The organism is Streptomyces sp. NPDC088246 (genome assembly GCF_044741025.1).
In the GTDB taxonomy this organism is placed as follows: domain Bacteria; phylum Actinomycetota; class Actinomycetes; order Streptomycetales; family Streptomycetaceae; genus Streptomyces.
In genome coordinates this window covers 1-26,343 of sequence record NZ_JBIURV010000075.1, presented here as the reverse complement: position 1 = coordinate 26,343, position 26,343 = coordinate 1, and the positions used below count along the sequence as shown (strand labels likewise).

The 26,343-nt window shown below is 67.1% G+C and carries 20 protein-coding genes and 3 pseudogenes; 8 read left to right on the top strand and 15 right to left on the bottom strand.

All coding sequences use genetic code 11. From position 1 onward, the window contains the following. Positions 1-715: 715 nt before the first annotated feature. From ACIPEK_RS42655 to ACIPEK_RS42625, 7 genes are all read right to left on the bottom strand, one after another. Positions 716-1,567 (bottom strand): NAD-dependent epimerase/dehydratase family protein, encoded by an 852-nt coding sequence (locus tag ACIPEK_RS42655; RefSeq protein ID WP_402007758.1) that lies wholly within the window; start codon positions 1,565-1,567, stop codon positions 716-718. A gap of 41 nt (positions 1,568-1,608) precedes the next feature. Then, complete coding sequence (locus ACIPEK_RS42650) at positions 1,609-3,831, bottom strand: FAD-dependent oxidoreductase (protein ID WP_402007756.1); 2,223 nt, start codon at positions 3,829-3,831, stop codon at positions 1,609-1,611. Between the two features lie 12 nt (positions 3,832-3,843). Continuing rightward, positions 3,844-6,135 (bottom strand): hypothetical protein, encoded by a 2,292-nt coding sequence (locus tag ACIPEK_RS42645; protein WP_402007754.1) that lies wholly within the window; start codon positions 6,133-6,135, stop codon positions 3,844-3,846. A 95-nt stretch (positions 6,136-6,230) separates the two neighbouring features. Continuing rightward, positions 6,231-7,109 carry a carbohydrate ABC transporter permease gene (locus ACIPEK_RS42640; RefSeq protein ID WP_327277530.1) on the bottom strand — a complete coding sequence of 293 codons (879 nt, stop codon included), beginning with the start codon at positions 7,107-7,109 and terminating at the stop codon, positions 6,231-6,233. Beyond that, complete coding sequence (locus ACIPEK_RS42635) at positions 7,106-8,056, bottom strand: carbohydrate ABC transporter permease (RefSeq protein WP_402007752.1); 951 nt, start codon at positions 8,054-8,056, stop codon at positions 7,106-7,108. The genes ACIPEK_RS42640 and ACIPEK_RS42635 overlap by 4 nt, the downstream gene beginning before the upstream one ends. 7 nt (positions 8,057-8,063) lie before the next feature. Further along, entirely contained in the window at positions 8,064-9,443 is a 1,380-nt protein-coding gene (locus ACIPEK_RS42630; protein WP_402007750.1) for an ABC transporter substrate-binding protein, read from the bottom strand. Between the two features lie 75 nt (positions 9,444-9,518). Next, on the bottom strand, positions 9,519-10,520 hold the full coding sequence (locus ACIPEK_RS42625; protein ID WP_402007748.1) for a LacI family DNA-binding transcriptional regulator: 1,002 nt from the start codon (positions 10,518-10,520) through the stop codon (positions 9,519-9,521). A gap of 235 nt (positions 10,521-10,755) precedes the next feature. Between ACIPEK_RS42625 and ACIPEK_RS42620 the strand changes: the two genes are divergently transcribed. The 4 genes from ACIPEK_RS42620 to ACIPEK_RS42605 all read left to right on the top strand — a co-directional run bounded on the left by ACIPEK_RS42620 (position 10,756) and on the right by ACIPEK_RS42605 (position 15,805). Continuing rightward, positions 10,756-11,898: a mandelate racemase/muconate lactonizing enzyme family protein gene (locus tag ACIPEK_RS42620; protein ID WP_402007746.1), complete on the top strand. Its 1,143-nt coding sequence runs from the start codon at positions 10,756-10,758 to the stop codon at positions 11,896-11,898. Between the two features lie 242 nt (positions 11,899-12,140). After that, positions 12,141-14,291, top strand: coding sequence for a DUF6351 family protein (locus ACIPEK_RS42615; RefSeq protein ID WP_402007744.1), 2,151 nt, complete (start codon positions 12,141-12,143; stop codon positions 14,289-14,291). A 406-nt stretch (positions 14,292-14,697) separates the two neighbouring features. Then, positions 14,698-15,150, top strand: a complete 453-nt coding sequence (locus ACIPEK_RS42610; RefSeq protein WP_402007742.1) for a hypothetical protein — start codon at positions 14,698-14,700, stop codon at positions 15,148-15,150. A 433-nt stretch (positions 15,151-15,583) separates the two neighbouring features. Next, complete coding sequence (locus tag ACIPEK_RS42605; protein WP_402007740.1) at positions 15,584-15,805, top strand: hypothetical protein; 222 nt, start codon at positions 15,584-15,586, stop codon at positions 15,803-15,805. 975 nt (positions 15,806-16,780) lie between these two features. Here ACIPEK_RS42605 and ACIPEK_RS42600 read toward each other — a convergent pair. The 5 genes from ACIPEK_RS42600 to ACIPEK_RS42580 form a co-directional block, all read right to left on the bottom strand. Continuing rightward, positions 16,781-16,987 carry a hypothetical protein gene (locus tag ACIPEK_RS42600; RefSeq protein WP_402007764.1) on the bottom strand — a complete coding sequence of 69 codons (207 nt, stop codon included), beginning with the start codon at positions 16,985-16,987 and terminating at the stop codon, positions 16,781-16,783. Positions 16,988-18,041: 1,054 nt separating this feature from the next. After that, a complete protein-coding gene (locus tag ACIPEK_RS42595; RefSeq protein WP_402007738.1) occupies positions 18,042-19,226 on the bottom strand; it encodes an alanine racemase in 1,185 nt (394 codons plus the stop codon). Between the two features lie 59 nt (positions 19,227-19,285). After that, the gene (locus tag ACIPEK_RS42590) at positions 19,286-19,423 is read right to left on the bottom strand and encodes a hypothetical protein (RefSeq protein WP_402007736.1); all 138 of its coding nucleotides are present in this window, start codon (positions 19,421-19,423) and stop codon (positions 19,286-19,288) included. Positions 19,424-19,434: 11 nt separating this feature from the next. Continuing rightward, a complete protein-coding gene (locus ACIPEK_RS42585; protein WP_402007734.1) occupies positions 19,435-20,703 on the bottom strand; it encodes an amino acid permease in 1,269 nt (422 codons plus the stop codon). Between the two features lie 113 nt (positions 20,704-20,816). After that, positions 20,817-21,323: a RidA family protein gene (locus ACIPEK_RS42580; RefSeq protein ID WP_402007762.1), complete on the bottom strand. Its 507-nt coding sequence runs from the start codon at positions 21,321-21,323 to the stop codon at positions 20,817-20,819. 318 nt (positions 21,324-21,641) lie between these two features. On the opposite strand from ACIPEK_RS42580, the pseudogene ACIPEK_RS42575 reads away from it, so the two are divergent. Beyond that, positions 21,642-23,090 (top strand): annotated as a pseudogene (locus ACIPEK_RS42575) (PucR family transcriptional regulator); the annotation flags it as partial. Positions 23,091-23,103: 13 nt separating this feature from the next. Here ACIPEK_RS42575 and ACIPEK_RS42570 read toward each other — a convergent pair. Continuing rightward, positions 23,104-23,259 (bottom strand): hypothetical protein, encoded by a 156-nt coding sequence (locus tag ACIPEK_RS42570; RefSeq protein WP_402007760.1) that lies wholly within the window; start codon positions 23,257-23,259, stop codon positions 23,104-23,106. Here ACIPEK_RS42570 and ACIPEK_RS42565 point away from each other — a divergent pair. Next, the gene (locus ACIPEK_RS42565; protein ID WP_402007766.1) at positions 23,209-23,379 is read left to right on the top strand and encodes a hypothetical protein; all 171 of its coding nucleotides are present in this window, start codon (positions 23,209-23,211) and stop codon (positions 23,377-23,379) included. The genes ACIPEK_RS42570 and ACIPEK_RS42565 overlap by 51 nt on opposite strands. Before the next feature lie 242 nt (positions 23,380-23,621). After that, a complete protein-coding gene (locus ACIPEK_RS42560) occupies positions 23,622-23,849 on the top strand; it encodes a hypothetical protein (RefSeq protein ID WP_351084244.1) in 228 nt (75 codons plus the stop codon). Positions 23,850-23,971: 122 nt separating this feature from the next. On the opposite strand, the gene ACIPEK_RS42555 is transcribed toward ACIPEK_RS42560, so the two are convergent. Continuing rightward, a complete protein-coding gene (locus ACIPEK_RS42555) occupies positions 23,972-24,595 on the bottom strand; it encodes a hypothetical protein (RefSeq protein WP_402007732.1) in 624 nt (207 codons plus the stop codon). A 222-nt stretch (positions 24,596-24,817) separates the two neighbouring features. Further along, positions 24,818-25,018: pseudogene (locus ACIPEK_RS42550) on the bottom strand (IS256 family transposase); the annotation flags it as partial. A gap of 279 nt (positions 25,019-25,297) precedes the next feature. On the opposite strand from ACIPEK_RS42550, the pseudogene ACIPEK_RS42545 reads away from it, so the two are divergent. Beyond that, positions 25,298-26,248: pseudogene (locus tag ACIPEK_RS42545) on the top strand (ISAzo13 family transposase); the annotation flags it as partial. Positions 26,249-26,343: the final 95 nt, after the last annotated feature.

Genomic DNA, 26,343 nt, shown 5'->3' with positions numbered 1-26,343 from the left:
CGATCCACGGATGCATGTCCGGTCAACGAACCAGCACCCCGGCAGTCACCGTGCCCGGGAGAGGAACTACTTGCACCCCTCAAGCAACGGCATTGCCCGTTGCCGACCAGGTAGCGGACCGCGTCGAGTACCTGGCGGTGGCAGTAGCCCTCGGGCCGGCCACCCCGGCTCTCCATCCACACCGGCGCCCGAAAAGCCTGCCGGACCACCGCCCACTCCGCATCACTCGTGTCCGAGTCGTAATAGGGCTCCCGGTCGGGCTGATCGGCCGCGTTCCCGAACCTGTGGGCGAGACAGTCACACCCTGGGGTGGACGAGCTGGACTCCACCAAGGTGACCACGCAAGACTGCAACAACAAGGGCCTCCCTGTCGCTCTGGCTTCAACAACCGCGAGCTACCAGGAGGCCCTTCCTTCATGCGTGCACAGCGGCGAACTCACCCGATCCAGCACTCTGTTCGATCCAGAAAGACCGCACGATCGGAAAGACAACAGCTTGTCACGCTCCGGGCTGCCTGGGGTCACGGCACGGCCGGCCGACCTCACGGGTCGCGTCGATGACAGAGGCGGCCGACCTCACTGGCCGCGCGCCGTTCACCTTCGCCCGGCTGACGACGATTTGGTGGAGTCGTCGCGGATACCACTCGGTACGTCACTCGGACTCGGGAAACATCCTGTTCTCTCCCATCTGCGGTGGTTCGGCGGCCGTCGTGATCTCAACTCGGCGGAACCGCCCCATGACCGAGGAGATTCTGTGCCGTGAACCCCAGCAGCCTGCGCGCGGCCGAGGTGTCGACCGGCGCCGCGCGACCCGGCAGCGGGCGCCGCAGCACGGTGGTGGGGTGATAGCGGCGCAGCAGTTCCTCCGTCGGGTACGGCACGATGATCTCGGGGGCACAGAGGTGTACCGCGTGCGCCGCACGGCCGGGTACGTCCAGGGCCAGCAGCGCGGCCCTCGCCGCGTCATGGACCTCGAGGTACGTCCACAGGTCCCTTGCCCCTGCGGCCGGGTCGGCCGTGAGCCGGGCGGCGTGGGCGTGCAGCCGTTCCTCGAATCCGCCCACGTACGGATAGCGCAGGCACACCACGCTCATCCCGTGCCGCCGCGCCATCATCTGCGCTGTCAGCTCGTCGACCTGTTTGGACAGGCCGTAAGGGTCGGCAACCTGGGAGGCCATCGCCTCATCGACCGGTGCGTACGGCGGATGCGGATCCTCGACGTCCGTCCAGGGCAGGCCCGTGACACCCCAGGAGCTCGCCACTGCCGCATGCCGGATCCCGGCCCGGCCGGCCTCCTCCAGGACGGTGAAGGTGGAGAGGCTGTTGCCCGCGAAGACCTCAAATGCGGTATTGCGCGCGGGAGTCGGGATCGCCGCCAGGTGGATGACCGCATCGGCGCCCTCCAGAGCCGCCCGCACGGTCTTCGCGTCGGCCGCGTCACCGGTCACGACCAGGCGCGCCGCGAGATCACCGGGATCATCGAGGACCAAGGCGTTCGCCTCGATTCCGCGCTCGGCGAGCAGCGCGAGGACCGCTCGCCCGATCCGCCCGGCGGCCCCGGTTACCATCGCTCTTCCGACCATCCAGTCACTCTCCTGCATCGGTGCTTCTACTCGTAGGCGCGCACGGCGACGACGTGCGCCGACGCCGCCCCGTTGGTGGCTTCGACGACGACCCGGATCGCCGATGTGGTGACCGGCTCCGCCGGCGTGTGCGTCTCGCGTCGCCGCCGATTCTGCGCCGCACGGGCGATGACGCGCCAGGCGCCGTCAGTATCCAGTGCCTCGACGCGGTAGTCGCGAAGGAGGGTGGGGAGGGTGTCGAAAGGCGTGCGGTGGTGGTGCAAGTTGATCAGGTCCTCGTTGACGTCGTCGTCGGCGATGACCTCGATCCGGCCCAGAGCGACCGGTTCGGGCCAGGCCAACTCGAGCCAGGGGGCAGGGCCGTCCGCCAGTGGTGCGGAGACCCACATGTGCGGTCCCGCGTACGGGCGGGCATAGCCGTCGGTGGCCTTGGCGGGGGAGTAGGCCGCGGTCTCTCCCGTACGGAGGCAGAAGGTGCGGCGCAGCAGACCCATGTCCGTCCACTCGCGCAGCGGCTGCGGCGATTCGTCCGACGGGCGCAGCGGGACGCGCGTGAAGCACAGGACGCCGGGGGTCGGGCGGTCGGAGCGGTGCAGAGCGAGGGCGTCGTTGGCGCGGACTACCAGGAAGGCGTTGCGCGGGGTTTCGGGAGACCAGTCCAGGCCCGTCTTGAGCCACTGCCGGGCACCGGCGGCGACGGGCAGGGTGGTGGAGGTGACGAGGCGGCGCGGGACGTAGTTCTGGCCGAGTTCGGGGTCGTACAGATCGATCACGATCTCGGTGTCGCGGTCGGCGTCGACGAGCAGCTCCACCCCGGAGAGGTCCGGGTCCGCGGGGAGGACGATTCCGGCGTCCGCCGCGAGCGGCCATAGCTCGTCGGAGTCCTCGACTGCCAGGCTGCTCAAGGTGGATGAGGCGGTGGCCCTCGCCCGCAGGGCCAGGTCCTCCGGGTCCGTCGAGGCGAGGCCGATGAGCGAGGCATCCTGGCGCAGCAGCGCCCGGTGCAGCTCGGGTACGGGGAGTTCGCGCGGGGTGACATCCCCGGTGGCGCAGAGTGCCGCCGCCGTGCCGGCCGCCTGGCCGATCGTGGCGCAGGTCGCCATGACGCGGGTCGAGCCGAAGGCGACATGGCTGGCGGAGATGTTGCGCCCGGCGAAGAGCAGGTTCTCGGTGTTCACCGAGTAGAGGCTGCGGTACGGAATGTGGTAAATGCCGTCCGCGTAGAGCTGTCTGGCCCCTGCCTCGGTGGCGAACATGCCCTGCGGCGGATGCAGGTCGATCGACCAGCCGCCGAAAGCGACCCGGTCGGCGAACTCGGTCTGGCCGAGGATGTCGCCCTGGTGCAGGACGTAGTCGCCGAGGAAGCGCCGGTACTCCCGTTTACCGGGGACCGAGCCCACCCACTCCAGGGTCATGTTCGCCGCGTCGAACTCGCCGGAGTTCTTGATGTGGTCCCAGATGCCGTGGATCACCGACCACAGTTCGTCGCGGATGCGTTCGTTGTCGTGGACGGTGTCGAGCTCGCCGCCGAACTCGATCCACCAGTACGCGCAGCCGTTGTCGCCCGCCTTGATGATGCGGCGCTGCGGGATGGAGGTCCGGGTGATGTCCTTGGCGAAGTTCGGCGGCACGAATTTGACCGGGTGGCCGGCATCCTTCGTATAGAAGAGGAGAGTTGAGCCCAGAGTGATGTCGTCGGCCGTCTCCGGAGCCCATGCCTCGTCGTACTCGGCGCGCGATTCCCGGCCGATGCGGTGGTGGGCGCCCGCCAGGTGGCCGATCAGGCCGTCTCCCGTGCAGTCGAGGAAGAGCGAGCTCTCGAAACGTATCCGCCGCTCCGAGCCCATCATCCAGCCGGTGACCGAGGTGATCCGCCGGGCCTCGTCCGGACCTTCGGCGTCCGCCTCGCGCACGTCGGTGTTGAGGTAGAGCGTGATGCCGGGCTCGGCGCGCACGGCGTCCAGGACCACGGCATCCCAGTAATAGGGGTTCCCGTCCGGGTTGCGGAACTGGTTCTCCACGAGCAACTCGCCCATGATGCCGCCCTCACGGGCATGGTGATTCTTGCCGTGGCCGGTCGCGCCGCACACCCAGACCCGGACCTCGCTGCTCGCGTTGCCGCCGAGCACCGGCCTGTTGTTGATCAGCGCGACGCTGCGGCCGAGCCGGGCCGCGGCGATTGCCGCGCAGACCCCGGCCAGGCCGCCGCCGACGACGGTGATGTCGTGCCGTGCGGTTTCATTCCTCATGTCGTACGTCACTTACTTCCAGTCGGGATTGGCGGCGAGACCGTAGTAGATGCGCGGGGCACCGTCGAGGGTGAGGGCGATCTTGCCGCCGGAGGCTTTCAGAGAGCGTTCCTGGCCGATGCAGTTCAGCTCCCGCACCGTGCCGTCGACCGTCCCCGAGTGGGCGACGACCGTGGTCCGGGTCGTCCAGGTGTCGATCCAGGGCTCCGGCGATGCGTACCAAGGATCCTCGCCGTGCTCGGAGTTGAGGATGTACCCGTCCTTGCGGCTCCAGATGATCGACACCGGTCCGCCAGGAGTGGTGAAGAGGAGCCCCTTGATGTCCTGGTCCGTGAAGGCGAGATGCCGGACGAACTCGGCCTCGTCCAGGACCCGGGCGGCGGTCGCGAAGGCGAGGAGCGAGGGCTTGGCGCTGGTGTCGCGGTTCATCAGGCCGTAGTGGTACTCGGGGTTGGCCGGGTCGGCCTCCTGGGGGTGGTGGATCACCGAGTCGTGCAGCTGGTACCAGTTGACGGCGCGTACCTTCTCGGACTTGGCGAGAGCGAGCGTGAGCAGGGTGTTCTCGGCGGCGTGCCGGTAGGTGTCGCTCCACCACGCGTTGGGCCGGGTCGGTGCGTACGCCTCGGTGAGCCACAGCTCCTTGCCGCCGCCGTACTCCTCCAGGACCTGGTTCGCCTTGCGCAGTGCGCCGAGGAAGTTCCAGTACGAGCCGGACGACCCCTGCGTCCACTCCTCGGGCGGCGGCGCGAAGTCGGGCGTGAAGTTGCCGCGACCGGGGTGGAAGGCGAAGGCGTCGATGAGGTCCCAGCCGCCCGCGTCATGGAAGTTCTTGGTCCATACGTAGTCCATGCCGCCGAGGCCGGCGTTCATGACCTTCATCCGCGAGCCCGCCGCGTCGAGGCGCGTGGTGACCTGGCGCAGACCGTCCCGGACGTAGGCGTCGGCGCCGCGGCCCGACATCCAGGGCTGGTTGACCTCGTTGCTCACCTCGAAGTATGCGGCCTCGGCGTCCAGTGCCTTGGCGACATTCGTGTCGGCCCAGGCCGCGATCTGCTCCGGACTACCGCCCACGGGGATGCCGCTCAGCTCCACGTTGTGTCCGATGCCGTTTGCGTCCAGAGTCGCGGTGTCGATGCCCGGGGCACCCGCGTAGGCGATGCGGATCCACTTGATGCCGAGCGTCCTGACCAGCCCGAGTACGGCGTCCTTGCCGGGCTTGAGCAGCCAGGGGTAGTTGGCGAGGCCGAACATCGACTCCTTGCCCGCCTTGTACGCGAACTCCGGGAGCACGCTCAGATTCGTGCGGGCCAGCGCCTTGTCACTGCCGCTGACCGCCTGCACCTCGGTGAACACGATGTTCTGCGACGGCGAGGTCAGGGGAAAGGAGGCATTCCAGGCGGCGCCCGCCGCGAGGCTCCTGCAGAGCGTTCCACCGGCGATCTTCTTGCCGCCGAAGTCCCGCGCCCACCACGTCAGGGTCACCTTCCTGGCCGCGGCGGAGCCGTTGACGACCTGCGCCCTGAGCGTCATCGTCTGCCCGGCCGCCTTGTAGAGGTTGAACGGCTGGTCGGTCCACACTTCCACGCCGAGGGGCCTCTTGGCAGCGAGCGCTCCCGCCCCGCGCGGCCGCAGATCGCCGAGGACCAGATCGGCCTCGGTGACCGCGGTGCTCGCGCCGGTCGAGGTACCGGGGGAATGGAGCCACGTGGCGTTCGTGCTCGCCGGGTTGGTGGACGAAAGGCAGAAGAAGCCCTTCGATCCCGCCCACGTCTCCACGTACGCGCCGCCCGCGTTCACCTCGTACGGAATGCCGCCTCGGGCGTCCCGCTCCCAGATGGTCAGTGCTTCGTACGACTCCGCCGCGCTCGCTTCGTACACCGTGCGGGAGAACATGAAGCCGGCCGGTGTGAGCGTGCTGGAGCCGCCGACCTCCCACTTCATGTGTGCCTTGCGAGGGGTGACGTCGAAGGTGCCGCGCACCGTGACTCCGGACGTGCCGCTCGCCATCGTGTACGTGACCTGAATAGCGGGCCGCCCGTCGGGGAGCGTGATCCGGGCGGGCGTACCGCCGAAGGTGCGCTGCTGCCCGAGCGCGGTGTCCTTGATCATGAAGTGGCTGAGCAGGATGCGGTCGGCGCCCGCACCGTCCTGCACGAGGACGCTGCCGTCGCTCCGGCCGACCAGGGTGATGCCGTCGGCCTCGATGGTGACCGGGTCCGCGGCGTACGCGGGAACGGTCGGCAGCAGCGCGGCGCCGGTGGCGACGGCCGTGCCCTGGATGAATCTGCGGCGGGCGACTGACATGGAGGTGCCCTTCTCTTGGTCGGGGTGCTCCGAAGGCTCCGAAGCGGAAGGTGTGGTGGGGGAGTTGAGGGCTCGGCCGTTGGCTCCGGTGGAACTCAGCCCTTGACTCCGGTGAAGCCGAGCCCGGCGACGATGTACTTCTGGCAGACGACGAAGACGAGCACCGGCGGGGCGACGGCGAGCACCATCGCGGCGATCAGCTGGTCCTGCGGAGCCTGCGTGGCGAGCTGGGCGAGAGCGACGCTGATCGGCTGCTTCTCGGGGTCGGTGATGGCCACCAGCGGCCAGATGAAGTCCTTCCAGGAGTGCATCACCGCGAGCAGACTGATCACGGCGAGCACCGGCTTGCTCATGGGCAGCACGATCTTGGTGAGCAGTTGCCAGGTACTCGCCCCGTCGACCCGCGCCGCGTCGAACAGCTCCTTCGGCAGGGCGTCGAAGAACTGCTTGGCGAGTAGCACCGTGAAGGCGTTCGTGCCGGCCGGCAGCCAGATCGCCCAGTAGGTGTCGCCCAGGTTGAGGTGGAGGAACGGCACATCGATCACGGTCATGAAGAGGCTGACCATGTTCACCGTGTACGGCACGAACATCGTGGCGAGGATCGCCCCGTAGACGGCCTTGCCGAACCTCGGCCTGAGCACCGATAGGGCGAAGCCCGCCGTGGCCGAGACGAAGAGCTGCACGAACCACGATCCGCCGACCACCAGGAAGGTGTTCATCAGATAGCGGCCGACACTCAGATCGGTGTACGCCGCCGAGAAGTTGCCCAGGGCCGGCCGGTCCGGCCAGAGGGCCAGGGGCTGAGTGGTGAGCTCGGTGGGCGTTGAGACCGCGCCTTTGACCATCCAGTACAGCGGTCCGATGCCGATGAGCAGCAGCAGGATCAGGGTGAACACCTGGATGGAGCGCACTGCGGCGCGTACGCCGGGGCGTTGGCGGTCGTTGGTGGAGACGAAGGTGGTGAGCGTGGTCATGACGTGCTCCAGCTGCGGGTGGCCCGCAGATACACCGCGGAGAGCAGGGCGAGGGCGAGCACCATCAGGAAGGAGAGTGCGGCGGCCTGGCCGTACTCGCCGTCCTGGAAGGCGTACCGGAAGATCAGCAGCAGGACCGTGAGGGTGGAGTTCTCGGGTCCGCCGCCGGTGAAGACGTACGGCTCGGTGAAGACCTGCACCGTGTTGATCAGCTGGACCAGTAGCAACAGTCCGATGACGGACCGGAGTTGGGGCAGCATCACATGCCATATCCGCCGCCAGATCCCGGCGCCGTCCACCTCGGCGGCCTCATAGAGTTCGCCGGGGATGCCGACCATCGCCGCGAGGTAGATCAGGACGGCGCCGCCCATGCCCGCCCAGGTGGCCTCCAGGACCAGCGAGAGCATGGCGCTGTCGGAGGACTCCAGCCAGGAGTACGGGCCGAGCCCCACCTTGCCGAGGACGTTGTTGAAGAGCCCGCTCCCGGGATCGTAGAACCACTTCCAGAGCAGGATCGCCACCACTGGCGGGATGACCACCGGCAGATACACCAGGAAGCGGTAGACGCCCGCGACGTGCCGCACCGTCGACATGATCGCGGCCAGGATCAGCGGCGCCGGGAAGCCGATCAGCAGGCCGAGGACCACGAAGAACAGGGTGTTCCCGACGGCGGTGCCGAGCAGTGGATCGTCGAACAGGGTACGGAAGTTGTCCAGGCCGACCCAGACCGCGGGCTCGACGAGGTTGGTCTTCTGGAAGCTGAGCAGCAGGCTGCGCACGATCGGCCACCAGGCAAAGAGCCCGAAGACCAGCAGCGCGGGGACGAGGAACAGCCAGGCCGTGAACTGTTTGCGGGAGCCGGTGCCACGCCGCCGCTGCGGCAGGGTTCGCGGCACGGGCTCCTTGGCCACAGCGGCCGGGCGCCGGGACGGAGTGAGCAGGGCCATGGGCCGGCTACTTCTGGTCCGCGGCGAGCTTGGCATTGACGTCCTTCTCGGCCGAGGCCAGCAGGGAGTCGATGTCGGCGTCGCGCTTGGTGAGCACAGCCTGGACCACCGGGTCGAGCACGGTGTACAGCTTCTGCGCCTGGTACGGCGGCTCCGGCTTCAGTTTCAGCGTGGAGAGACCGTCGATGTACGGCTTGAAGTTCTGCAGCTTCACATTGACGTACGGCTTGATCGCTGCGTCGATCTCGGTCTGCCGTTTTTTGTCGAAGACCGGAAGCGTTGGCACGCCCACCGCGGACTTCGGGTCGGCAGAGAGCGCCTTGGCCTGCTCGGCGGCGATGTCGGTGCTGTACTGCGGCTTGGCGTAGGCGAAGGTCAGCCACTCGACGGCCGCTGCCGCATGCTTCTTGTCGGCGGACTTCGGGACCATGTAGATGTCGCCGCCGGTGAGTGTCGCATCGCCGCCGGACTGCGGCATCGGGGCCACTCCGAAGGCGTCGGTGTTCTCCATACCGAACTGCATCTTCGCCAGTCGGTACGTCCCCGGGCTGCCCATGAACATGCCGACCTGCCCGGCCGCGAACTGCTTGATCACGTCGTTCTGATTGTTGAGCAGGGTTTTGCCGAGCGAATCGTCCTTCCAGCGCATGTCCTTGAGCAGCCGCAACCCCTTCTTCGTCGGCTCCCCGGTGAGCGTGGCGGCGTACTTGCCACCCTGCTCCTTCTCCAGCTCGCCACCGAAGGCGTACGACAGCATCGTCAGCTGCCAGCCGCCCTGGTTGTCCTTGGACTCGTGGACGAAGCCCGCCTTGCCGGTACTGTCGCTGATCCTCTTGGCGGCTGTGCGGACTTCCGCCCAGGTGGTCGGCGGTCTGTCCGGGTCGAGGCCGGCCTTCTCGAAGAGCTCGCGGTTGTAGACCAGGCCCTGGGCGTACGGATTCTGCGGTACGCCGTACACGTCGCCGGCGCTGTCGGTGAGCGGCTGGAGGACTTGAGGGTTGAACTCCTTGAAGTGCTTCCACTCCTTGAGCTGCCCGGTGATCGGCTGCACCTGCTTCTGCTGGATGAGCCGCTGCGGCTCGGTCAGCGGCACCTTGATGACGTCCTCGACATTGCCGCCGGACAGCTTCGCGGAGAAGGTCAGCGGGTCGAAGACCGTGGTCGAACCCTTGACCTTGATGCCCGGGTTGGCCTTCTCGAAGTCGGCCACCTGCTTCTTGAACAGGGCGACCCCCGGCTTGTCGGTGGCCGGCGGCATGCCCTGCACCCGCAGCACGAGATCGCCGTCCCCGCCGGCACTGCTCGGGGTGAGGGAGGAACAGCCCGCGAGGGTCGCGGTCAGCGCTGTGCAGCCAAGTATGGCCGCACAGCGGAAGTTTCTGGGCATAACGGCTCCAAGAAGGGCAGGAGTGGGCTCGGTGCGGTGTAGTGCGGTGCCTTGCTCGTTGTGGTGCGCCGTGGATCAGTGGGCGGGTGCGGGACCCGTCGAGGCGCGGGGGATCAGGCGGGAGCCGATCTCCACGAAGGGGGAAGTGACTTCAAGTCCTTGTCCAGTACGGCCTGTTGTGCTCGCGATCGTCTCGATCAGGAGGTCCCCCGCGCGCGTGGCGATCTCTTCGGGGTCGATCCTGATCGTGGTGAGGCTGGGGGTGGAGACGGAGGCGAGCAGTGTGTCGTCGATGCCGATGACGCTGACGTCGCGCGGCACGCTCACGCCGAGGTTGGCCATCTGGTGCAGCACGCCGAGGGCGACCAGGTCGTTGTGGGCGATCACGGCCGTCGCGTCGTGGGCGGCGACGAGGGTGGCGGCGTGCACGCCCGTCTCGAACCGCGGCTCGTACGGGCCGAGCTCGGACAGGGAGAGGTCGAGCGCTTCGAAGGACTCCTGGATGGACTTGCCGCGGCTCAGCTCGGCGCGGGACGCGTTGATGAAGACGCAGCGCCGATGGCCGTACGCCTTCAACTGCTCGGCGGCCTGTGCGATGCCGGCGGACAGTGAGATCCGGACCTCGGGGATGCCCGGCACATGACGGTTCACCACCACCAGCGGCATCTGGCCCGCGAGTTCATGGAGCCGGCCCTCGGTGAGGGTGGAGGCCCACAGGATCAGGCCGTCGACACGCTTCGATACGGCCGCGATGGCGGCCAGCTCGTCCGCCTCGCGCTCGTCGCTGTCGGCGACCAGGACCGTGTAGCCCAGGTGCCGGGCGCGGGCCTGCATCGCCTTGATGATCGGCGGGAAGAACGGGTTGGCGATGTCCGGGACGATCAGGCCGAGTGTTCCGGTGCCGCCGCCGCGCAGTGAACGGGCCGCCGGGTTGGGGGAGTAGCCGAGCTTGGCCGCGGCGTCGAGGATGCGCTGCCGCGTCGTCGGCTGCACCTGGTCGGGTGCGGTGAACGCGCGGGACACCGTCGACACCGAGACGCCCGCGGCGCTCGCCACCTCCCGGATCGTGACTGCCACGGACGGCCTCCTCGTCGTCTTGAGCCGGGGGACCCCGGTCGTCTCGCATCTGGATCCTGCGAATGCGGTTGATGTTTGCGAACGTTCCCATGACGTGTCAAGAGGTGTGTCAGGACTATTTCATCGAGGAAAACCTTCTGGATGCACGGGTCTTGCGCTTCGCCTCGACTGCTGTCGATGATGTGTTCTCAAGAACGGCACTGAAATTGCGGGAACGTTTTCATAGAGGAGTGGAATGAAGATCACCGGCCTGGAAGTGCTGACTCTCCCCGACCACGGCGACAGCATGATGCTGGTCGTGGTCGACACCGACGAGGGCATCCACGGCCTGGGCGAGGTCGGCATCAGGTCGCGCCAGCGGGCGGTCGCGGGCGGTCTCGAGCACCTGGCGGAGCTGATCGTCGGCGAGGACCCGCGACGGATCGAGCACCTCTGGCAGGTGATGTTCCGGCGCGGGTTCTTTCCCGCCGACCGCATACTCGGCGCTGCCATCGCAGCGGTGGACGTGGCGCTTTGGGACATCCGTGGCAAGGCGCTCGGCGTACCGGTGCATGAGCTCCTCGGGGGCCGGGTGCGTGATCACGTACCCGCCTATGTGCATGTCGGCGACGGCTACCACGACCGCGCGTGGTTCCTGGACCGCTGCCGCGGCCTGGTCGCCGAGGGCTGGCGTCATCTGCGGTTCGCCTCGCCGCACGACGCCGACGGCACGCTCGACGCCCGCCGCTGCCTGCGCGACTCGGTCGACCTCTTCCACCAGGTGCGGGACGCGGTCGGCGATGAGGTGGAGCTGATTCTTGACGTCCATACGCGCCTGGATCCGCCGGAGGCGCTGACCCTGTGCCGGGAGGTCGAGGCGGCCCGCCCGTACTTCATCGAGGACCCGCTGCGCTGTGAGAATCCGGACAGCTACCGCATGCTGCGGACCCGTACCGGCGTACCACTGGCCGCAGGTGAGCAGTACGGCTCCAAATGGGAGTTCAGAACACTCATCGAGGACGACCTCATCGATTACGCGCGCGTGGACGTCGGGGTGGCCGCGGGCCTGACCGAGGCGAAGAAGATCGCGGCGATGGCGGAGACCCACCACATCAGGCTCGCCACCCACAACCCGCTCGGCCCGGTCACCGCAGCTTCCTCGCTCCAACTCAACCTGGCCTGCCCCAATGTGGCGATCCAGGAGCACCAGACCGACCCCGATCCGGCCATCGCCGCCCTCTTCACCGCGCGGCCGACGATCCTGCCGGGGCGGGTGGAGCTGAGCGAACTGCCCGGCATCGGCGTCGACATCGACCGGGAAGCGGCGCGCCGGTACCAGGCCGCGGCGGCCGAGCGCCCGCACTTGCGCACGGCGGACGGGGCGTTCACCAACTGGTAGCCGGGCAGGCCGGTCGGCCGCGCGGGCCGGCGCCCCTGCGGAATCGAAAGCCGCGTACAACCCTTGTGTCCCATCCGGTTCCGCACAGGCCGCCGGACAAGGAGCGGGTCCCTCCCGGTTACTGGCTGGGAAGCCGCACACCATGACAACGGGACATTTGCATCACCGTCCCGGCGGGCGCATGGCCCGCATCCACACACTGAGCACGATCTCCGACTCCAGAAAGTGAGGCGAGTTCCGTCGTGTCGTTCACAGGAGCCGCGAGGCCGGTCGAACTGGGCCTTGTCGGCATAGCGTTCATGGGCGTTCTGGTAGGCGCGTCGGCGACGCCGGCCGGCAGCCAGGAACGCGAGAAGCTGCAGGTGACGGCCGTGTCGTCGCGGCCCGGCACGGTGTCGGGAGACGACGCCCTGATACGTGTCGAGGTGCCCGCCTCCATAGCGGCCGACAACGTCCGGGTCGAGGTAGAGGGCCGGGACGTGACCTCGAGCTTCCGGCCCTCCGGCAACAACGCGCTGATGGGCGTGGTGAAGGAGCTGTCCAAGGGCGACAACAGGCTCACGGCCAGGGCTCAGGGCGCGGACGCCGGACAACTGACCCTGAAGAACCACCCCATCACGGGGCCGGTGTTCGCCGGGCCGCACGAGCAGCCGTTCGTCTGTGACACCGCCGAGTTCAAGACGGTCACCGGCGGGACCCTCGGGCAGCCGATCGACAAGGACTGCTCGGTCAAGACCCGTGTCGATTACATGTATCGCACCACGGCCGGCAAGTTCGTTCCGTTGCCCGACGAGAACGTCCTTCCCGCCGACCTGGCGACCGCCACGACGAGCGCGGGCAGGAAGGTGCCGTACATCGTCCGCGTCGAGACCGGCACCATCAACCGCGGCATCTACGAGACGGCCGTGCTGCACGACCCGAAGTCCGGCACCCCCGACCCGCTGCAGCGTGAGCCGGGCTGGAACGGGCGCCTCGTGTACGGCTTCGGCGGGGGCTGTAACGGCGGCTGGTACGTCCAGGGCCGCAACACCGTCGGCATCATGAACGACACGTATCTGAGCAAGGGCTACGGCGTCGCATCGTCCACGCTTAACGTCTTCGGCAACAACTGCAACGACCTGCTGGCCGCCGAGACCATGAGCATGGTCAAGGAACGCTTCGTGGAGACGTACGGCGACCCGGCCTTCACCATCGGAAACGGTTGCTCCGGCGGCTCGTACCAGACCCACCAGATCGCCGACAACTACCCGGGTCTGCTGGACGGCATCCTCTCCGGCTGCAGCTTCCCCGACGTCGGCTTCGGGACGATTCAGACACTCAGCGACGCCCAGCTCCTGAACCACTACTTCAAGGAAGTCGCGCCGGACGCTTTCACCAAGGACCAGCAGAAGGCGGTCTCCGGGTTCGGCAAGTGGGAGAGCATCGGCAGCCTGGCCAGGGCCGGCGGCCGTATCGACCCCACGGTGTTCTGCCCGCCCCAGCTGCCCGAGGGGCAGCGCTACGACCCCGAAACCAACCCGGACGGTGCCCGCTGTGACGTCTACAGCCATACCGTGAACGTCTACGGCGAGGTACCGGAGACCGGGAAGGCGCGCAGGCCGCTCGACAACACCGGTATCCAGTACGGACTTGAGGCCCTGAACAAGGGGACCATCGACATGGACCAGTTCATCGACCTGAACCGGCGCATCGGCGGCCTCGACGACGACGCCAAGCCCGCCGCGGAGCGCACCGTCGCCGATCTCAAGGCGGTACGGACGGCCTACCGCACGGGCCGCATGCTGAACGGCGGTGGCGGCCTCGCCGACGTTCCGATCATCGACTACCGCGACTACACGGACGACGCGGCGGCCGGCGACATGCACATGCGCTTCCACTCCTTCTCCACCCGGGCGCGCTTGGACAAGGCCAACGGAACCCACGCCAACCAGGTCATGCTCACCCGCTCCAGCGGGCACGGATTCACTCTCGCGGGGATGCTGTCCGACATGGACCAGTGGCTCACCGGCATCAAGGGAGACTCCGGCAACGACGCCCCCATCGAGAAGATCGTCCGCCACCAGCCGCAGGGTCTCACGGACGCCTGCTGGACCCGTGGCATCGGTGCGAAAAAGATCGCGGAGCCCCAGGTCGAGGGCATCGACAACACCGAGTGCAACACCCTCTACCCGGTGTGGACATCGCCGCGGATGGTCGCCGGAGCCGATGTGGCGAACGACATCGTCAAGTGCCGCAAGCGTCCCGTGGTCCGCTCCGACTACCGAGTGCCGGTGAACGACGGCCAGTTCGAGGATCTGAAGGCGATCTTCCGAAGCGGTGTCTGCGACTGGTCCCAGCCCGGGGCGGGTCAGCAGGGCCTCGCCGGTACATGGCTCTCCTTCGACCCGAAGTGACGGGATCGCGGCAGGTGAGCCAAAACGGGGGCGAGTGCGACCTCCCGCTTTGGTGTCAGTGATGGTGAGTTCCCGCGTTCGTCCAGGGCAGCACCTATTTCCGGTCCGCTGAAGCAGCGTCACCCCGCCTCTCCTCCCCTCCTTGTCGTCAGTGGGGGAGGAGAGCATCGGGTGTGGGGGGCGGCCTGGCGGCTTTCCCAGCCCCGACGGGCCGTGTCCAGCGCCCGGCCGGGGACCGGACGCGGCGGACGAGGGGAGCGCGGGTCTGATGGCCGGGAAGCACTTCCTCCATTCGGTCCGGGAACTGGCTTCCTTGTCCGTTCCCACCTGGACCCTGATTCGGGCTGAAATTCGGGATCTGCCGACAGTGGCAAGCAGACTTAACTGGACTGGCGGAGCTGCACAGTTGACCGAGCTTCCGGTCGACCTGCCCGGACGATGGTCGCTGTTCGGCCTGTACGTGGTCTTTCTGCCCCCGAACCCGGCCGTCTGGGACGAGGGAGGTTTTCTGCACCTGGAGCGGGACGAGCGGGAGCAACGGGCCGAGTTGCGCATCGCACCCGATAGGGAGCCGGTTGCCGACCTGGAGCGGATGGATGTCCAGCCGCTCCACCTGGTGGGCGGCACGATCCTTGAGGCGGCCCGCGGGACTGTGGTCGGAATCCCGTCGGAGACCGTCCTTGCTACGTCGAGGGGCAGTGACCTGGATTGGTCAGCGGCACTGCTGGCCGGCCGGAACCGGTTCTGGGTGCGGGCAGCTGACAGGCTGACCTCGCCACAGGCCGCCATCGTGGACGCGGCGCAGGTCCTGGGGCGCGCCTCATGGGCCCTGTGGCCCCCGGGCAGCCGGATGCGGTAGGCCGGGCGCCGTTGCTGTGGCTGGCGAAGCCCGCGAATGCGTGATGCTTTCCCGGAAGCCGTATCCATACCGATCAGCGATCGGAAGTCCGTTCGATCCCCATTCGCGATGATCGGTCTCGGGCTCTCGACGAGTGGGCAGGATTGGCGGTTCGGCTAACCGGCAATCCTGAGCTATGTGGCCCCGCCGCGCTACTGAACTTGATCGGGTGTTGTCGGGCAGGCAGTTCACGTGCTCCGCATGCTTTGCGCGATGGTGTGATCGTGTGGTCGGAATCCGGTTCGTTGCAGGGCGCCGGGACCGCTGGGGTCAGGCGGGTGAGTGATCTTCAGCCCGTCGTATGGCTACTTACCGGCATGTCCGGCTCGGTAAGACCACCTTCGCGAAGGCGTTGGCACGAGGCGGTGCCGTCCGTCTGTCAGTGGATGACCAAATGACAGCCCGGCATGGACGGATCGGCAAGGACCACGCCGAGTGCGAACACCTCGCGCTTCAGGCTCCCGTGAGCGGCGGCGGTGGCGGCGGGGTCATCATTCCGCCCGCGCCACCGATCGACCAGAACCCCAACGATGGCACGCATCCGGTACCGGCACCTGCCCGCCCCACCCCCAAGCCGGACTGGAAGACGGCCGCGTGGCGGCCGGGCAGGGAGTGAGCACAACTGTCACGGCCCAGGACATGCTGGACATCGCGGGGGTCGCGATCTTTGCGCCCACGCGTGTCGACGGGGATGAGATTCATGCACCTCGGCCTGCCGATGAGGCGGGCGGGAAGAATCGTGGCCGGACCCGGCAGGACGAGAAGTGTGACGACGGCCGTGGATTCAGTTCGACCGGGCACGCCGTCTACCTTCCGCGCGAGCGATACTTCGACGCGCACGAGGGCAGCGAGCAGTGCCGGGCTACTGGGGTATTCGCCATGGTGGACAAGTCGGACTGCAACTATGGGAGGAAGCGCCCCGGAATGAACGCGAATTCGACCACAGTACCTCCCGGCATGGACGAGACCCGGAGCGAGGGGGAAATCCCGGCGAACGGTCACCTCATTCCGGCGGCAGTCACTGGTTCGGGAATTGACTTGCGAAACCTGGCTGCGGAGTATACGAAGACAAACACCCCCCTATCTCAGTACCGGAGTCGAGCGGGATGTCGTCCAGGCCATCAAGGTCGGAAAGCACGTAACCCTCTCCGGCCCCGACGGCCTCGTCCCGCTCGTCGAGTCGGACCGAGGGGAGTGCGTCTTCTTTCAACCGGGGGAGGTGCCGCGGATTTACGTCTACGTCGGAAGCGATGATGACTTCTACCGCTATGACATGACCTTTTCGGAATGGTTGTACCGGTATCTGCGTGGCGAAGATATGACTGGGCCGAACAGTAGCGCCTCCATCTCCGGGCCGGTGAGGTTCGACGCGCTTCCAGGCGCGGAGGGAAGCCGAGGAGCCTTCTGGTTGGGGCCCGACCGGTCTGAGTAGGCCGTGGAACGTGCCGGCGCCGGCGTGCAGGGAAGCGCCACACGGGCAGGGGCTTCCACGGATGTGCAAGGCCGCGGGGCAGGGGCGTTTCAAAGTCCCGGTGATCATGTGAGTTCGCAAGGGGCGAGGTTTCCATGGTCACCGACGTCGTCCCCCGGCTCACCGGCTCACCGGCAACCCCGATCTCAGACGCGGCCTGGTGGCCCTCGCCGAAGACGGCGTGGTACCGCCTGAGGGCCCCTTCCCGGTCGCGCGCTCGTCGAACGGTCCGCCGCGACCGACATCGATCCGGCAGGGGCCGGGTATGCGCCCCTCTTGCCCGGAGTACTGGCGCTGGACGTCGGCGGACTTGGTGCCCTTCTTCACGAAGCCGGTGTCGGCGGTGATCAGCACACCGTTGTCCGTGCCGAGGTGCTCGGCAACGTGGGCAGGTCGTCACGGACCTCGTCGGCCTTCCAGCGGCTCCGGGAGAGCAGATGCTGCAGCCCGTCGGGGATGGCATGGCCGGCATATTAGGCGAGCTGCCAGCCGTTCTTGCGGCCCACGGGGCCAAGGAGCCCACGGACGTAGTCTCGCGTCCGGCGCCGGGGCTCCACGCGAGCGTCACCTGATCCGCAGGAGCAGATCGTCAAGTCCTTCTTCCCAGACGTGTGTTGGTGCATCATTCGCTCGGGCGGACTGCCCGGAACGTTGCCACAGCACACGGCGCGGTCACACCTTCGTGGGACGGCCCGGCAAAGACCGACCCACCCCCGATTCCAGCCCACTACACTCTCCACGCCCAAGTCGTTGACCAGCACGAATGAAGAAGTCCGGCTGGAGTATTAGCCAAACCGGCGATCGTCGCGACCATTGAGGATTTCGCATCGGCTGCGCTTGGTGGTGGAGCCGTGCGGATGCCTTGACGGGACACCACTCGCCCGCTCCGACCTCCGCCCCCGGCGTGGCCTCGGCGTACCTGAGCAGGCCCTCGTCACGGGCCGCAAGCCGGACCGCCCAGGTGTCTCCGTCCAGCCAGGCGATGGCGAGCAGCCCGTTGCCGGCGTACTGCGCGGTGAACAACTCCGGGCCGGGCTGCCGGCACATTGGCGCAAGCAGCCGTGCGTACTGATCGGGTGTCAGCCCGTCGGTCACGGCGCCATACCGGGTGCCATGGACCGTCTCGTGGAGCAACAGCGCGGGAAGGAACTGCGACAGCCCCAACCCGTCATCCGGCAGCTCCCATCCCGCGTCATCGCCGATCCATCGCCGGTGCACAACGTTGTCCCCGCCACCGGGTGCGACACCGAGTCCCTGAGAATCCCTGTTGCGCCACCCGTTCGGTTCAGTGTTGTTGGTGGTGATGTTGTTGTCGTCTGGGCACGGGGCGGGATTGTGACCTCGATCGAGTGGACCGCGTATCCGCGGTTCAAGCGGCTGATTACCGCGCATGAGCTGCCTCTGTTCTTCTCGCAGACTCGCTGAGTGCTGTGTCGATCGACGATCGGCGGAAGTCGGTGTGCCAGACGTCGATCACATCACCGTGGTCGTTGGTGATGAGGTACTCCGGCCACCGGTCAAATGCCGAGCATGGGTGCGAGATCCCGAACTCGACGACATCCGTCACCTCGAGATTCCATGTGTCGGAGAGCACGGTGTGGTGGTCGTACAGCGAGCGCACACGTCCGCGGACATCGGACTTGTCCCCTCCGGCCGCCGTGCTGGCGGACAGAAGGATTGGCGCCTCGGTGTCGTAGGGAAGGTCGCGCTTCCCGGCTCCGACCACGGCGGTGCCGTCCTCGGCGGCGGACACGACGACCGCGCGCACGGCCAGAGCTGGGACGAGGCCGGGAATCGGGCTCACGCGGGCGTAGACGCCGTGATCGTGCGTGACGTAGCAACCGGACCTGAGCAACCGGATTGTGCCTGGAACGTCGTCGTCCGTCGGGAGGAAGTCGACGACACGGTCAGGAAAGGCCGATCCACCCATCGAGTACACGGGGCGGTCGGTCTCGAAGAGTCCGGCGACGTCGAGGTAGACGTCGCGGACCCGGCGGCAGTGTTCGTCCACGGCCGCAATCGTTTCGGCGATCCTTGTGTTCGGGGCGACGCCTTCGTACCCGGCGACTCCCACGAGCCGGAGTCCGGGAGCCGCTCGGACAAGCTCCGCTGTGCGGCGGGCCTGCTTCGGGTCGCGGATACCGGTGCGGCCACCCGGGGTGCCGATGTCCAGAAGCACTTCAAGAGCGGGGCCGTGCACGCCGAACACCTGATTCGCTGCGGCGATCCCGACCGCGGAGTCGACGAAGCACCGGATCTTCCGTTCCCGGTCGGCGGCTATCCAGGCCCGAAGTCGTGCCAGTCCGAATGGATCGACGATCTGGTTCGCGATGAGGACGGTGTTGTGTCCCCAGCCGAGCACAGTCGCGACCTGGTCGACGGTGGCAACGGTGACGCCGACGGCGCCGGCCGCGATCTGTCGTTCGATGATGGGAGCGGACATCGTCGTCTTGACATGGGGAGCAAGCGCGACGTCATGGGTCTTGCACCAGTCGGCCATGACGCGGATGTTGTGATCGAGGGCGGCGGCGTCGAGACGCAGTTGGGGGTATGCGGCGGGAATCACGAATGCTCCTTGAGGTGGCTGCTCGGCAGGGTGTCAGTGCCAGTGGATGGACTCAGGGCTCACAGCGCGCTCGGTGCCCGGGCCGGAACGTGCTCCTTGCTGGCGGCGTTTCGCGACGACATCCGGTAGCTGCCGATGAGAACCGCTGCCCAGACCGGCAGGGCGTACAAGGCGATGCGCTGGCCCTCGTCGAACACGAGGAGAATCGTCAGAGCTGCGAGGAAGGCGAGGTGACCCAGCACAGGGCCTTGGCGTAAGGGAGCCGGAACGTACTCGCGGGTGCCTCACCGCGTTCTACGCGACGCCGGTAGACGAGGTGGCAGACGACGATGACACCCCAGCTCCAGATTCCTCCGAGGGTGGCGACCGACGAGATGTACGAGAACGCCCTCTCCGGGACGATCGCGTTGACCGCGACGTCGACGAGCATCAGAGTGCCGGAGGCGATGATGGCGGCCGCAGGCACGTGACCACGGCTGGTCTTCTCGAACACCTTGGGTGCGAGCCCGTCCTCGGCGAGCTTCTTGAGCAGGCGTCCGTTGCTGTACAGCCCGGCGCTGCACGCCGACAGAGCGGAGGCGAGGACGACGAAGTTCATGACGCCGGCGGCCGCGGGAAGACCAATGTGCGAGAAGCTCTTGACGAAGGGGCTCTCGTCCGCGCTGAACTGATCCCAAGGGAACAGCGACATCAGCACGATCAGGGTGCCGACGTAGAAGATCCCGACACGCCAGGGCACGGAGTTGATCGCCTTCGGTATCACGGACTCCCGGTCCTTGGTCTCGGCTGCGGTCATGCCGATGAGTTCGACGCCCTGGTAGGAGAAGACCACGATCTGGAAGGCCAGAAGGACCGCGAGCAGCCCGTGCGGGGCGATGCCTCCGTGATTCCAGAGGTTCTCGATCCCACCTGCCTGGCCGGCTTTGCCGACGTTGAAGACCAGTGCGAAGATGCCGCCACCGATCAGGGCAAGGATGGTGACGACCTTGATCGATGCGAACCAGAATTCGGCATCCCCGAAGAATCCGACCTTGGCCAGGTTCAATCCGACGAGTGCGAGCAGCGCGATCAGTGCCGTGAGGTATTGCGGCATCGACGGGAACCAGAACTTGACGAAGACCCCGGCTGCGGTGAGCTCGGCCATCCCGATGACGGTCCAGGTGATCCAGTAACCCCAGCCGGTGACGAAACCGTATGCAGGGCCCAAGAACTCGCGCGCATACTCGGCGAAGCTCCCCGCGACGGGCCGGTACATCAGCAGCTCGCCGAGGGCACGCATGATGATGAAGATGAACACGCCGGTGACCGCGTAGACGCCGATCACGGCCGGCCCGGCGTAGGAGATGCCTTTCCCGGATCCGAGGAGGAGCCCGACTCCGATGGCGCCACCGATCGCGATCATACGGATGTGTCGTTTGTTGAGTCCTTGCGCGAGCCCGTCCTCGTTCGCCCCATCGGGGGAGCTGCCGACTGTCATGATGTGTCCTTGTTCGATGTCAGTGTTTGGATATAGGCGTTTTGGGTCGGCGAGGACAGTCGTGGCAGACCGTGCCGGGCATCGCTCGGTCGGGCCCGGCTGGGAGTCGGGAGTCAGGCAACCTCGACGATGAGTTCGACTTCGACGGGGGCGTTCAGTGGCAGTTCGGCGACGCCGACAGCCGAACGCGCGTGTGTACCGGCATCGCCGAAAGCGCGCGCGAGCAGATTCGAGGCGCCGTTGACGACGCCGGGCTGGCCGGCGAAGTCGTCGGCGGAAGCGACGAACCCGGTCACCTTCACGACCCGTACGACCGAGTCGAGGCCGACGAGGGCATCGATCGCAGCAAGTGCATTTAGAGTGCAGATTTCTGCTGCCCTCGACGCGTCCGTCACCGAAACCTTGCGGCCGACCTTTCCCGGTCGTTCGTTCGATCCCCGCACCAACGGCAACTGGCCAGAGGTGTAGACCAGATCACCGGTCCGCACCGCCGGAACACAGACGCCGATCGGCGTGGCCGTCGACGGCAGTTCGAACCCGAGCTCGGCGAGGCTTTCCGCCCATGACGACGCGGACCGCGCGTCGCCGGATGCACCGGTGGCGGATGGTGTCGCGAACATGTAAACACTGCCTGCTTTCGGGGGTGGGGCGTCGATGTGCACCAGCGTGCTGCGCGTCACCACGAGGTGCATCGTGCGGCCGCACCAATCACGACCGAGGTGTGGTGCGGATTCACGAAGGACGTACCGTTGGGTGCAGCAGGAAGCAAACGAAGGGTGCCGATCGTGACCAGCCCTGGAGCCAGGCTCGACAACGTCGTGAGCAACCTCGCCGGCACCCTGCTGGAGGTTCTTGCGGGGACCATCGACGGAACGACGTTGATCACCGACGTCGTCGTCGACGATCCGCGGGAACAAGCACCGGTTCGCCCTGGGGCCATGCTTCTGTGTACCGCCGCCGACGTCCGGGATCTGCCGGCCTTGCTCGATCGTGCGGTCACACGCCAGGCGCCCGCCCTCGTGGTACGTGCGCCGTTGGATCTCGAGCCGGAGCTGCGTGCTCACATCGAACGCAGCGGTGTGGCCCTGCTCGGCCTCGCCGGCGGAGCAACGTGGGCACAGTTGGTCGTCCTGCTCCGCTCGCTGCTCTCCAGCAGTGCGAGTGGCGAGAAACTGCTGGCCGGAATGCCCGCGGAAGACTCGTTCGCCCTGGCCAACGCGATCGGATCACTACTCGACGCGCCGATCACCATCGAAGATCGCGACTCACAGATTCTGGCGTTCTCCGATCGCCAGAACGAGGCTGATCAAACACGGATCGAGACGATTCTCGGACGGGGCGTCCCTCGGCACGCCCGCCTCGCGCAGGAACGAGCGGGCGTCTTCAAACGGCTCCACGCCGACGAGAAACCGATCTTCATCGACACACCGCAGATCGAAGGCGCGCCAGGTCTTCCGCGCGTGGCGATAGCCGTACGTGCAGGTGACCAAGTGCTCGGCTCGATCTGGGCGGCTGTCCCTGGGCCCCTGAGCGACGAGAAGGAGCAAGTACTCGTCGATGCTGCGAAAGTCGTTGCGCTGCAGCTGCTGCGGCACCGTATCGGTGTAGACATCGACCGGCAGGTTCGCGCGGACCTCATCGCAACCGCATTGGCAGGAGGCGTCCCGGCGTCGGGTGCGATCGAGCGTCTTGGACTTGCGCACCGGACCGTGACCGTGCTCGGCCTGTCCCTTCCGAATGGGAACTCGGCCGACGCTGCGGCCTCCGGGCAAGCTCGGCGGCAGACCTTGGAACGGATCACCGACTCCTTCGCATTTCACCTGTCGGTCGCGGCACCCGGCGCGGTCGTGGCATTGGTCGGCGACGTGTGCTACGCGATCGTGCCGGCGCCGATTCGGAAAGGAAAGGAAAACGTCACGGCCATGGCCCAGCGGGTTTCGAACGATTTCCTCGACCGTGCACGGGACAGACCTGGAGGAGTGGCGATCGGCATCGGTCGCGTGGTCTCGTCATCCGATCCGGCCGACCTCGCTCGCTCGCGGCACGATGCGGACAGAACCCTACGTGTCCTGCGCCAGGAACCAGCCGGCCGAGTCGCGGTGTTCGCCGACGTCCAAGTGGACGAACTCTTGCTGGAGATGGGTGACCAACTGCGCAACGAGGGCGGCCTGCTGGACGGCCCCATCGCCCGGCTGCATCACCACGATCGAGAACACGGAACCACGATGGCGGAAACCGTGGCTCAATGGCTTGACCACCTCGGCAACACCCTGAACGCATCTGCGGCCATGGATGTACACCCCAACACATTCCGATACCGCCTTCGCCGAGCGGCAGAAATCGCGCAACTGAACCTGAATGATCCCGACGAACGCTTTGCGGCGATGCTCGAGTTCCGGGTCACTCGGCAACGACCGTCCGCGGAAGGCGGCAGATCAGGCCCTGGCGCATCGCGTACGCGACGGCATGGCTCCGGTTGCGAAGCTGAAAGCCGGTCATCAGCTCATGAAGCACGCTCTTGATCGTGCGTTCGGAGTAGGCGAGCTTTTTCGCGATGACTTCGGTGTCGTGTCCTTCGGTGATGAGGCGGCGCACGTCAATCTCGCGGGGGGCCAGACCGCTGAAGTGCAGTCCCTGTGGGCGGAGCACGTTCTCCTGCAGCGTGCCGACCTCTGACATGAGTGCTCCCAGCAGAGTCATTGTCAAGATCTGTGGATCGGGCCGGGCTGAGACGGCTTGGGGGACACCCTGATCTTCTCGCCGTGCCAGGTGACCTCGTGCAGGCCCAGTCGCCGGTAGAGGGCCTGGGCTCTCTGGTTGACGGCAAGGACGTCAGAGCGAGGTCCGGGCCCTGCCGGCGGGCATGCTGCAGGAGTACGCGTCGCTCGGAAAACCCCGAGCGGCCGGTCACCGCCACCATGCCGGATGTCATCGGCGGCAACGCCGGGCGTGCATACGAGCAGATGAGTTCCGAACTCGACATGACCTTCGAGGACGCGAGCGGACAGGACCGTCCGGTGGACGACCCGGCTGAGTGGAAGATCTGCAACTCCCAGCCGGGCCCGAACCAGCAGATCACCGATTTCCCCGTTGTCTTCGGCGTGGTGAGAGCTTCGGAGAGTTGCAAGGACAAGACGCCGAAGTGATGTGTCCAAGGACGCCAGCGTTCCACCACGGTCTTTCATGCTGAGCATCGCGGGACTGGTGGGACGACCCACAACGATAGAGGACACGGCATCTGAACTGGTCAGACTTTCCACCGTGCGCGTCAGGGGAGGTTGTAGGTGACCACGGCGCGGGCCGGGAAGCGGAAGTAGTCGTTGACCGTGGGAGAGCGCTCGACCATGACGTTGACGCTGGACCCGGTGGCGCTTGTGGAGTGATAGATCCAGACAGGGCCACGCAGGGGAGAGCCGCACAGACCATCCGGGAGCTCGATCTCGTCGTCGGCGACCGCTTTGGTGCCGTACTTCTCATCGAACAGGGGCTCGCCATCCGGGAGGATGCCGGCACGGTGAAGGTAGTCCGGTATCTGGCCGCTCACGAAGGTGACCTCAGCGCTGCCGTTCCGGGTGAAGTAGTGGACGTCGGAGGCGCCGGCGGGGATCGACGCGCCCCCGGCGTGGATCACGCCTGGCAATTGTACGTCGCTTCCCTCGCATGCCCGGACGTCGCCGAACGGGTGGAACAGTTCATCCTGGAACAGCCAGATGATCCCTCCAGCCAGCATCGCCAGGACGAGTACGACGATCCCCAGGCACGACAGCATGCGCCACAGCCCGGCCCCGCCGTCAGGCGCACCGCTCACGTTTTCTGGAAACGGCGTCCCTCCCTCCTCGCCCACCCAGTCCCCGCCCCTGGTCTCCGAACCGGCACTCCAGGAATCACTCATGAACGCCCCCTCGGTCTGCCTTGCATGTCGGCACGGGGAGCATATGCCAGTGATCAACCAGACCGGCACTGGAGTATGCGCCACGTCGAGGAGACACCGTGCCCAAGGCGCGCCCGAAGGGGCCGTCTTCGACATGTCCACTCGCGCCCCTCCCAGGCGATCACCCCACCCGGTCCGACCAGGGCCTTGGCCTCGGTGGGAGGCTTCCGCTCTTCCTTCCAGTCAGGCCGCGTGACCTTCCGGGCGTTCGACGAGGTGTCCGCGTTCGAAGCGGGATCCGGCGCGGACGAGAGCGACGAGGTGGGGTGCGGTGATGGCGCGCCAGCGGGTCTGGGCGGACTCGACGAGTTTGAACACCATCGCCAGGGCCGCGGCTGGGCTGCCAGCCCCGCGGGTGACTTTGGTCCTCAGCTTCACGGTGCTGAGAGGGCGATAAGAGCCAGCTCGACCCAATTTACGCGATCACTCCGGAGGCTCACAGGGGGACTTACCGGACAGAACTCCCTCCAGCGAGGTGGGGAGTCACGGGTCGAAGCCCGCCAATGAGGTCGTCCACGCGAATTCCGCAGGCGGTAGCCCGCCATCAGGAGGGGCAGATCGGTACCAAGTCTGAGGAACCGGCTCTTATCGCCCTCTGGAAGTGCTCTCGGGGCCGTCGATTTTCTACGGGTTGCTTCCGAGCCTTCGGATCGTTGATGTGGTATGGGGCGTTTCGATGAGTTGATCGGTCCGTTGCGGGCGAAGCTGGAGGCGGTGACGCCGCATCTGGACGAGCGTCAGCGTCGGTTGTTGTACGGGGCGGAGGCCCGGATACTCGGTCACGGTGGGATCGCCGCCGTCGCGAAGGCGGCAGGAGTCTCCAAGGGCTGCGTCTCCCGTGGGCTGGCCGAGCTGGAGGAGGATCCCGCGCCACACGGCCGTACCCGCCGGGCCGGCGCGGGCCGTCCGGCCGCGGCCGAGAAGGATCCGGGGCTGCGGGCCGCACTACTGGCCCTGGTCGAGGACAGTACCCAGGGTGATCCCATACGGCCGCTGACGTGGACGACGAAGTCGCTGCGCCACCTGGCGGGTGAACTGGCCGCCCAGGGCCACGCGGTGGGCCGGGACACCATCGCCGCGCTGCTCAAGCAGGCCGGGTTCAGCCTGCGCGCGAACGCGCGGGTCCTGGCGGGGAGTTCGCACCCGGACCGTGATGCCCAGTTCCGGCACCTCAACGACACGGTGGGCCGGTTCCTGGCCGCCGGCGATCCCGTGATCAGTGTGGACACCAAGAAGAAGGAGCAGATCGGGCTGTTCGCGCAGGCCGGGAGGGAGTGGGTGCCGTCGGGTGCGCCGGTGAAGGTCCTCGACCACGACTTCCCCTCCCACGCTACCGGTACGGCGATCCCGTACGGCATCTACGACCTGGGGCGCAATACCGGCTTCGTCGTGGTGGGCACCGACCACGACACCGCCGCGTTCGCGGTCGCGGCCCTGCGCCGCTGGTGGAGGGAGGAAGGCCAAACGGCCTACCCCGACGCACACAGACTCCTGATCACCGCGGACGGCGGGGGCTCGAACAGCCCCCGCGCCCGCGCCTGGAAGGCCAACCTCGCCGCCCTGGCCACCGAGACGGGTCTGGAGATCAGCGTGTGCCACCTGCCCCCAGGCACACAATGCCGTTGTTTGAATGTTCATTGAGCTGGTAGTGACGGACTGAGCGTTGCGCCGTTATGCGGGGTGTGCATCCGTGGAGCGGGGTATCTGAG

Coding starts and splice junctions, on each gene's coding strand:
- ACIPEK_RS42580 (WP_402007762.1), bottom strand. CDS start 21,323: ATGTTCGCGACACCATCCGCCACCGGTGCATCCGGCGACGCGCGGTCC.
- ACIPEK_RS42605 (WP_402007740.1), top strand. CDS start 15,584: ATGACAGCCCGGCATGGACGGATCGGCAAGGACCACGCCGAGTGCGAA.
- ACIPEK_RS42635 (WP_402007752.1), bottom strand. CDS start 8,056: ATGGCCCTGCTCACTCCGTCCCGGCGCCCGGCCGCTGTGGCCAAGGAG.
- ACIPEK_RS42640 (WP_327277530.1), bottom strand. CDS start 7,109: ATGACCACGCTCACCACCTTCGTCTCCACCAACGACCGCCAACGCCCC.
- ACIPEK_RS42650 (WP_402007756.1), bottom strand. CDS start 3,831: ATGAGGAATGAAACCGCACGGCACGACATCACCGTCGTCGGCGGCGGC.
- ACIPEK_RS42630 (WP_402007750.1), bottom strand. CDS start 9,443: ATGCCCAGAAACTTCCGCTGTGCGGCCATACTTGGCTGCACAGCGCTG.
- ACIPEK_RS42655 (WP_402007758.1), bottom strand. CDS start 1,567: ATGGTAACCGGGGCCGCCGGGCGGATCGGGCGAGCGGTCCTCGCGCTG.
- ACIPEK_RS42555 (WP_402007732.1), bottom strand. CDS start 24,595: ATGAGTGATTCCTGGAGTGCCGGTTCGGAGACCAGGGGCGGGGACTGG.
- ACIPEK_RS42645 (WP_402007754.1), bottom strand. CDS start 6,135: ATGTCAGTCGCCCGCCGCAGATTCATCCAGGGCACGGCCGTCGCCACC.
- ACIPEK_RS42565 (WP_402007766.1), top strand. CDS start 23,209: ATGAAGCACGCTCTTGATCGTGCGTTCGGAGTAGGCGAGCTTTTTCGC.
- ACIPEK_RS42620 (WP_402007746.1), top strand. CDS start 10,756: ATGAAGATCACCGGCCTGGAAGTGCTGACTCTCCCCGACCACGGCGAC.
- ACIPEK_RS42585 (WP_402007734.1), bottom strand. CDS start 20,703: ATGACAGTCGGCAGCTCCCCCGATGGGGCGAACGAGGACGGGCTCGCG.
- ACIPEK_RS42560 (WP_351084244.1), top strand. CDS start 23,622: ATGCCGGATGTCATCGGCGGCAACGCCGGGCGTGCATACGAGCAGATG.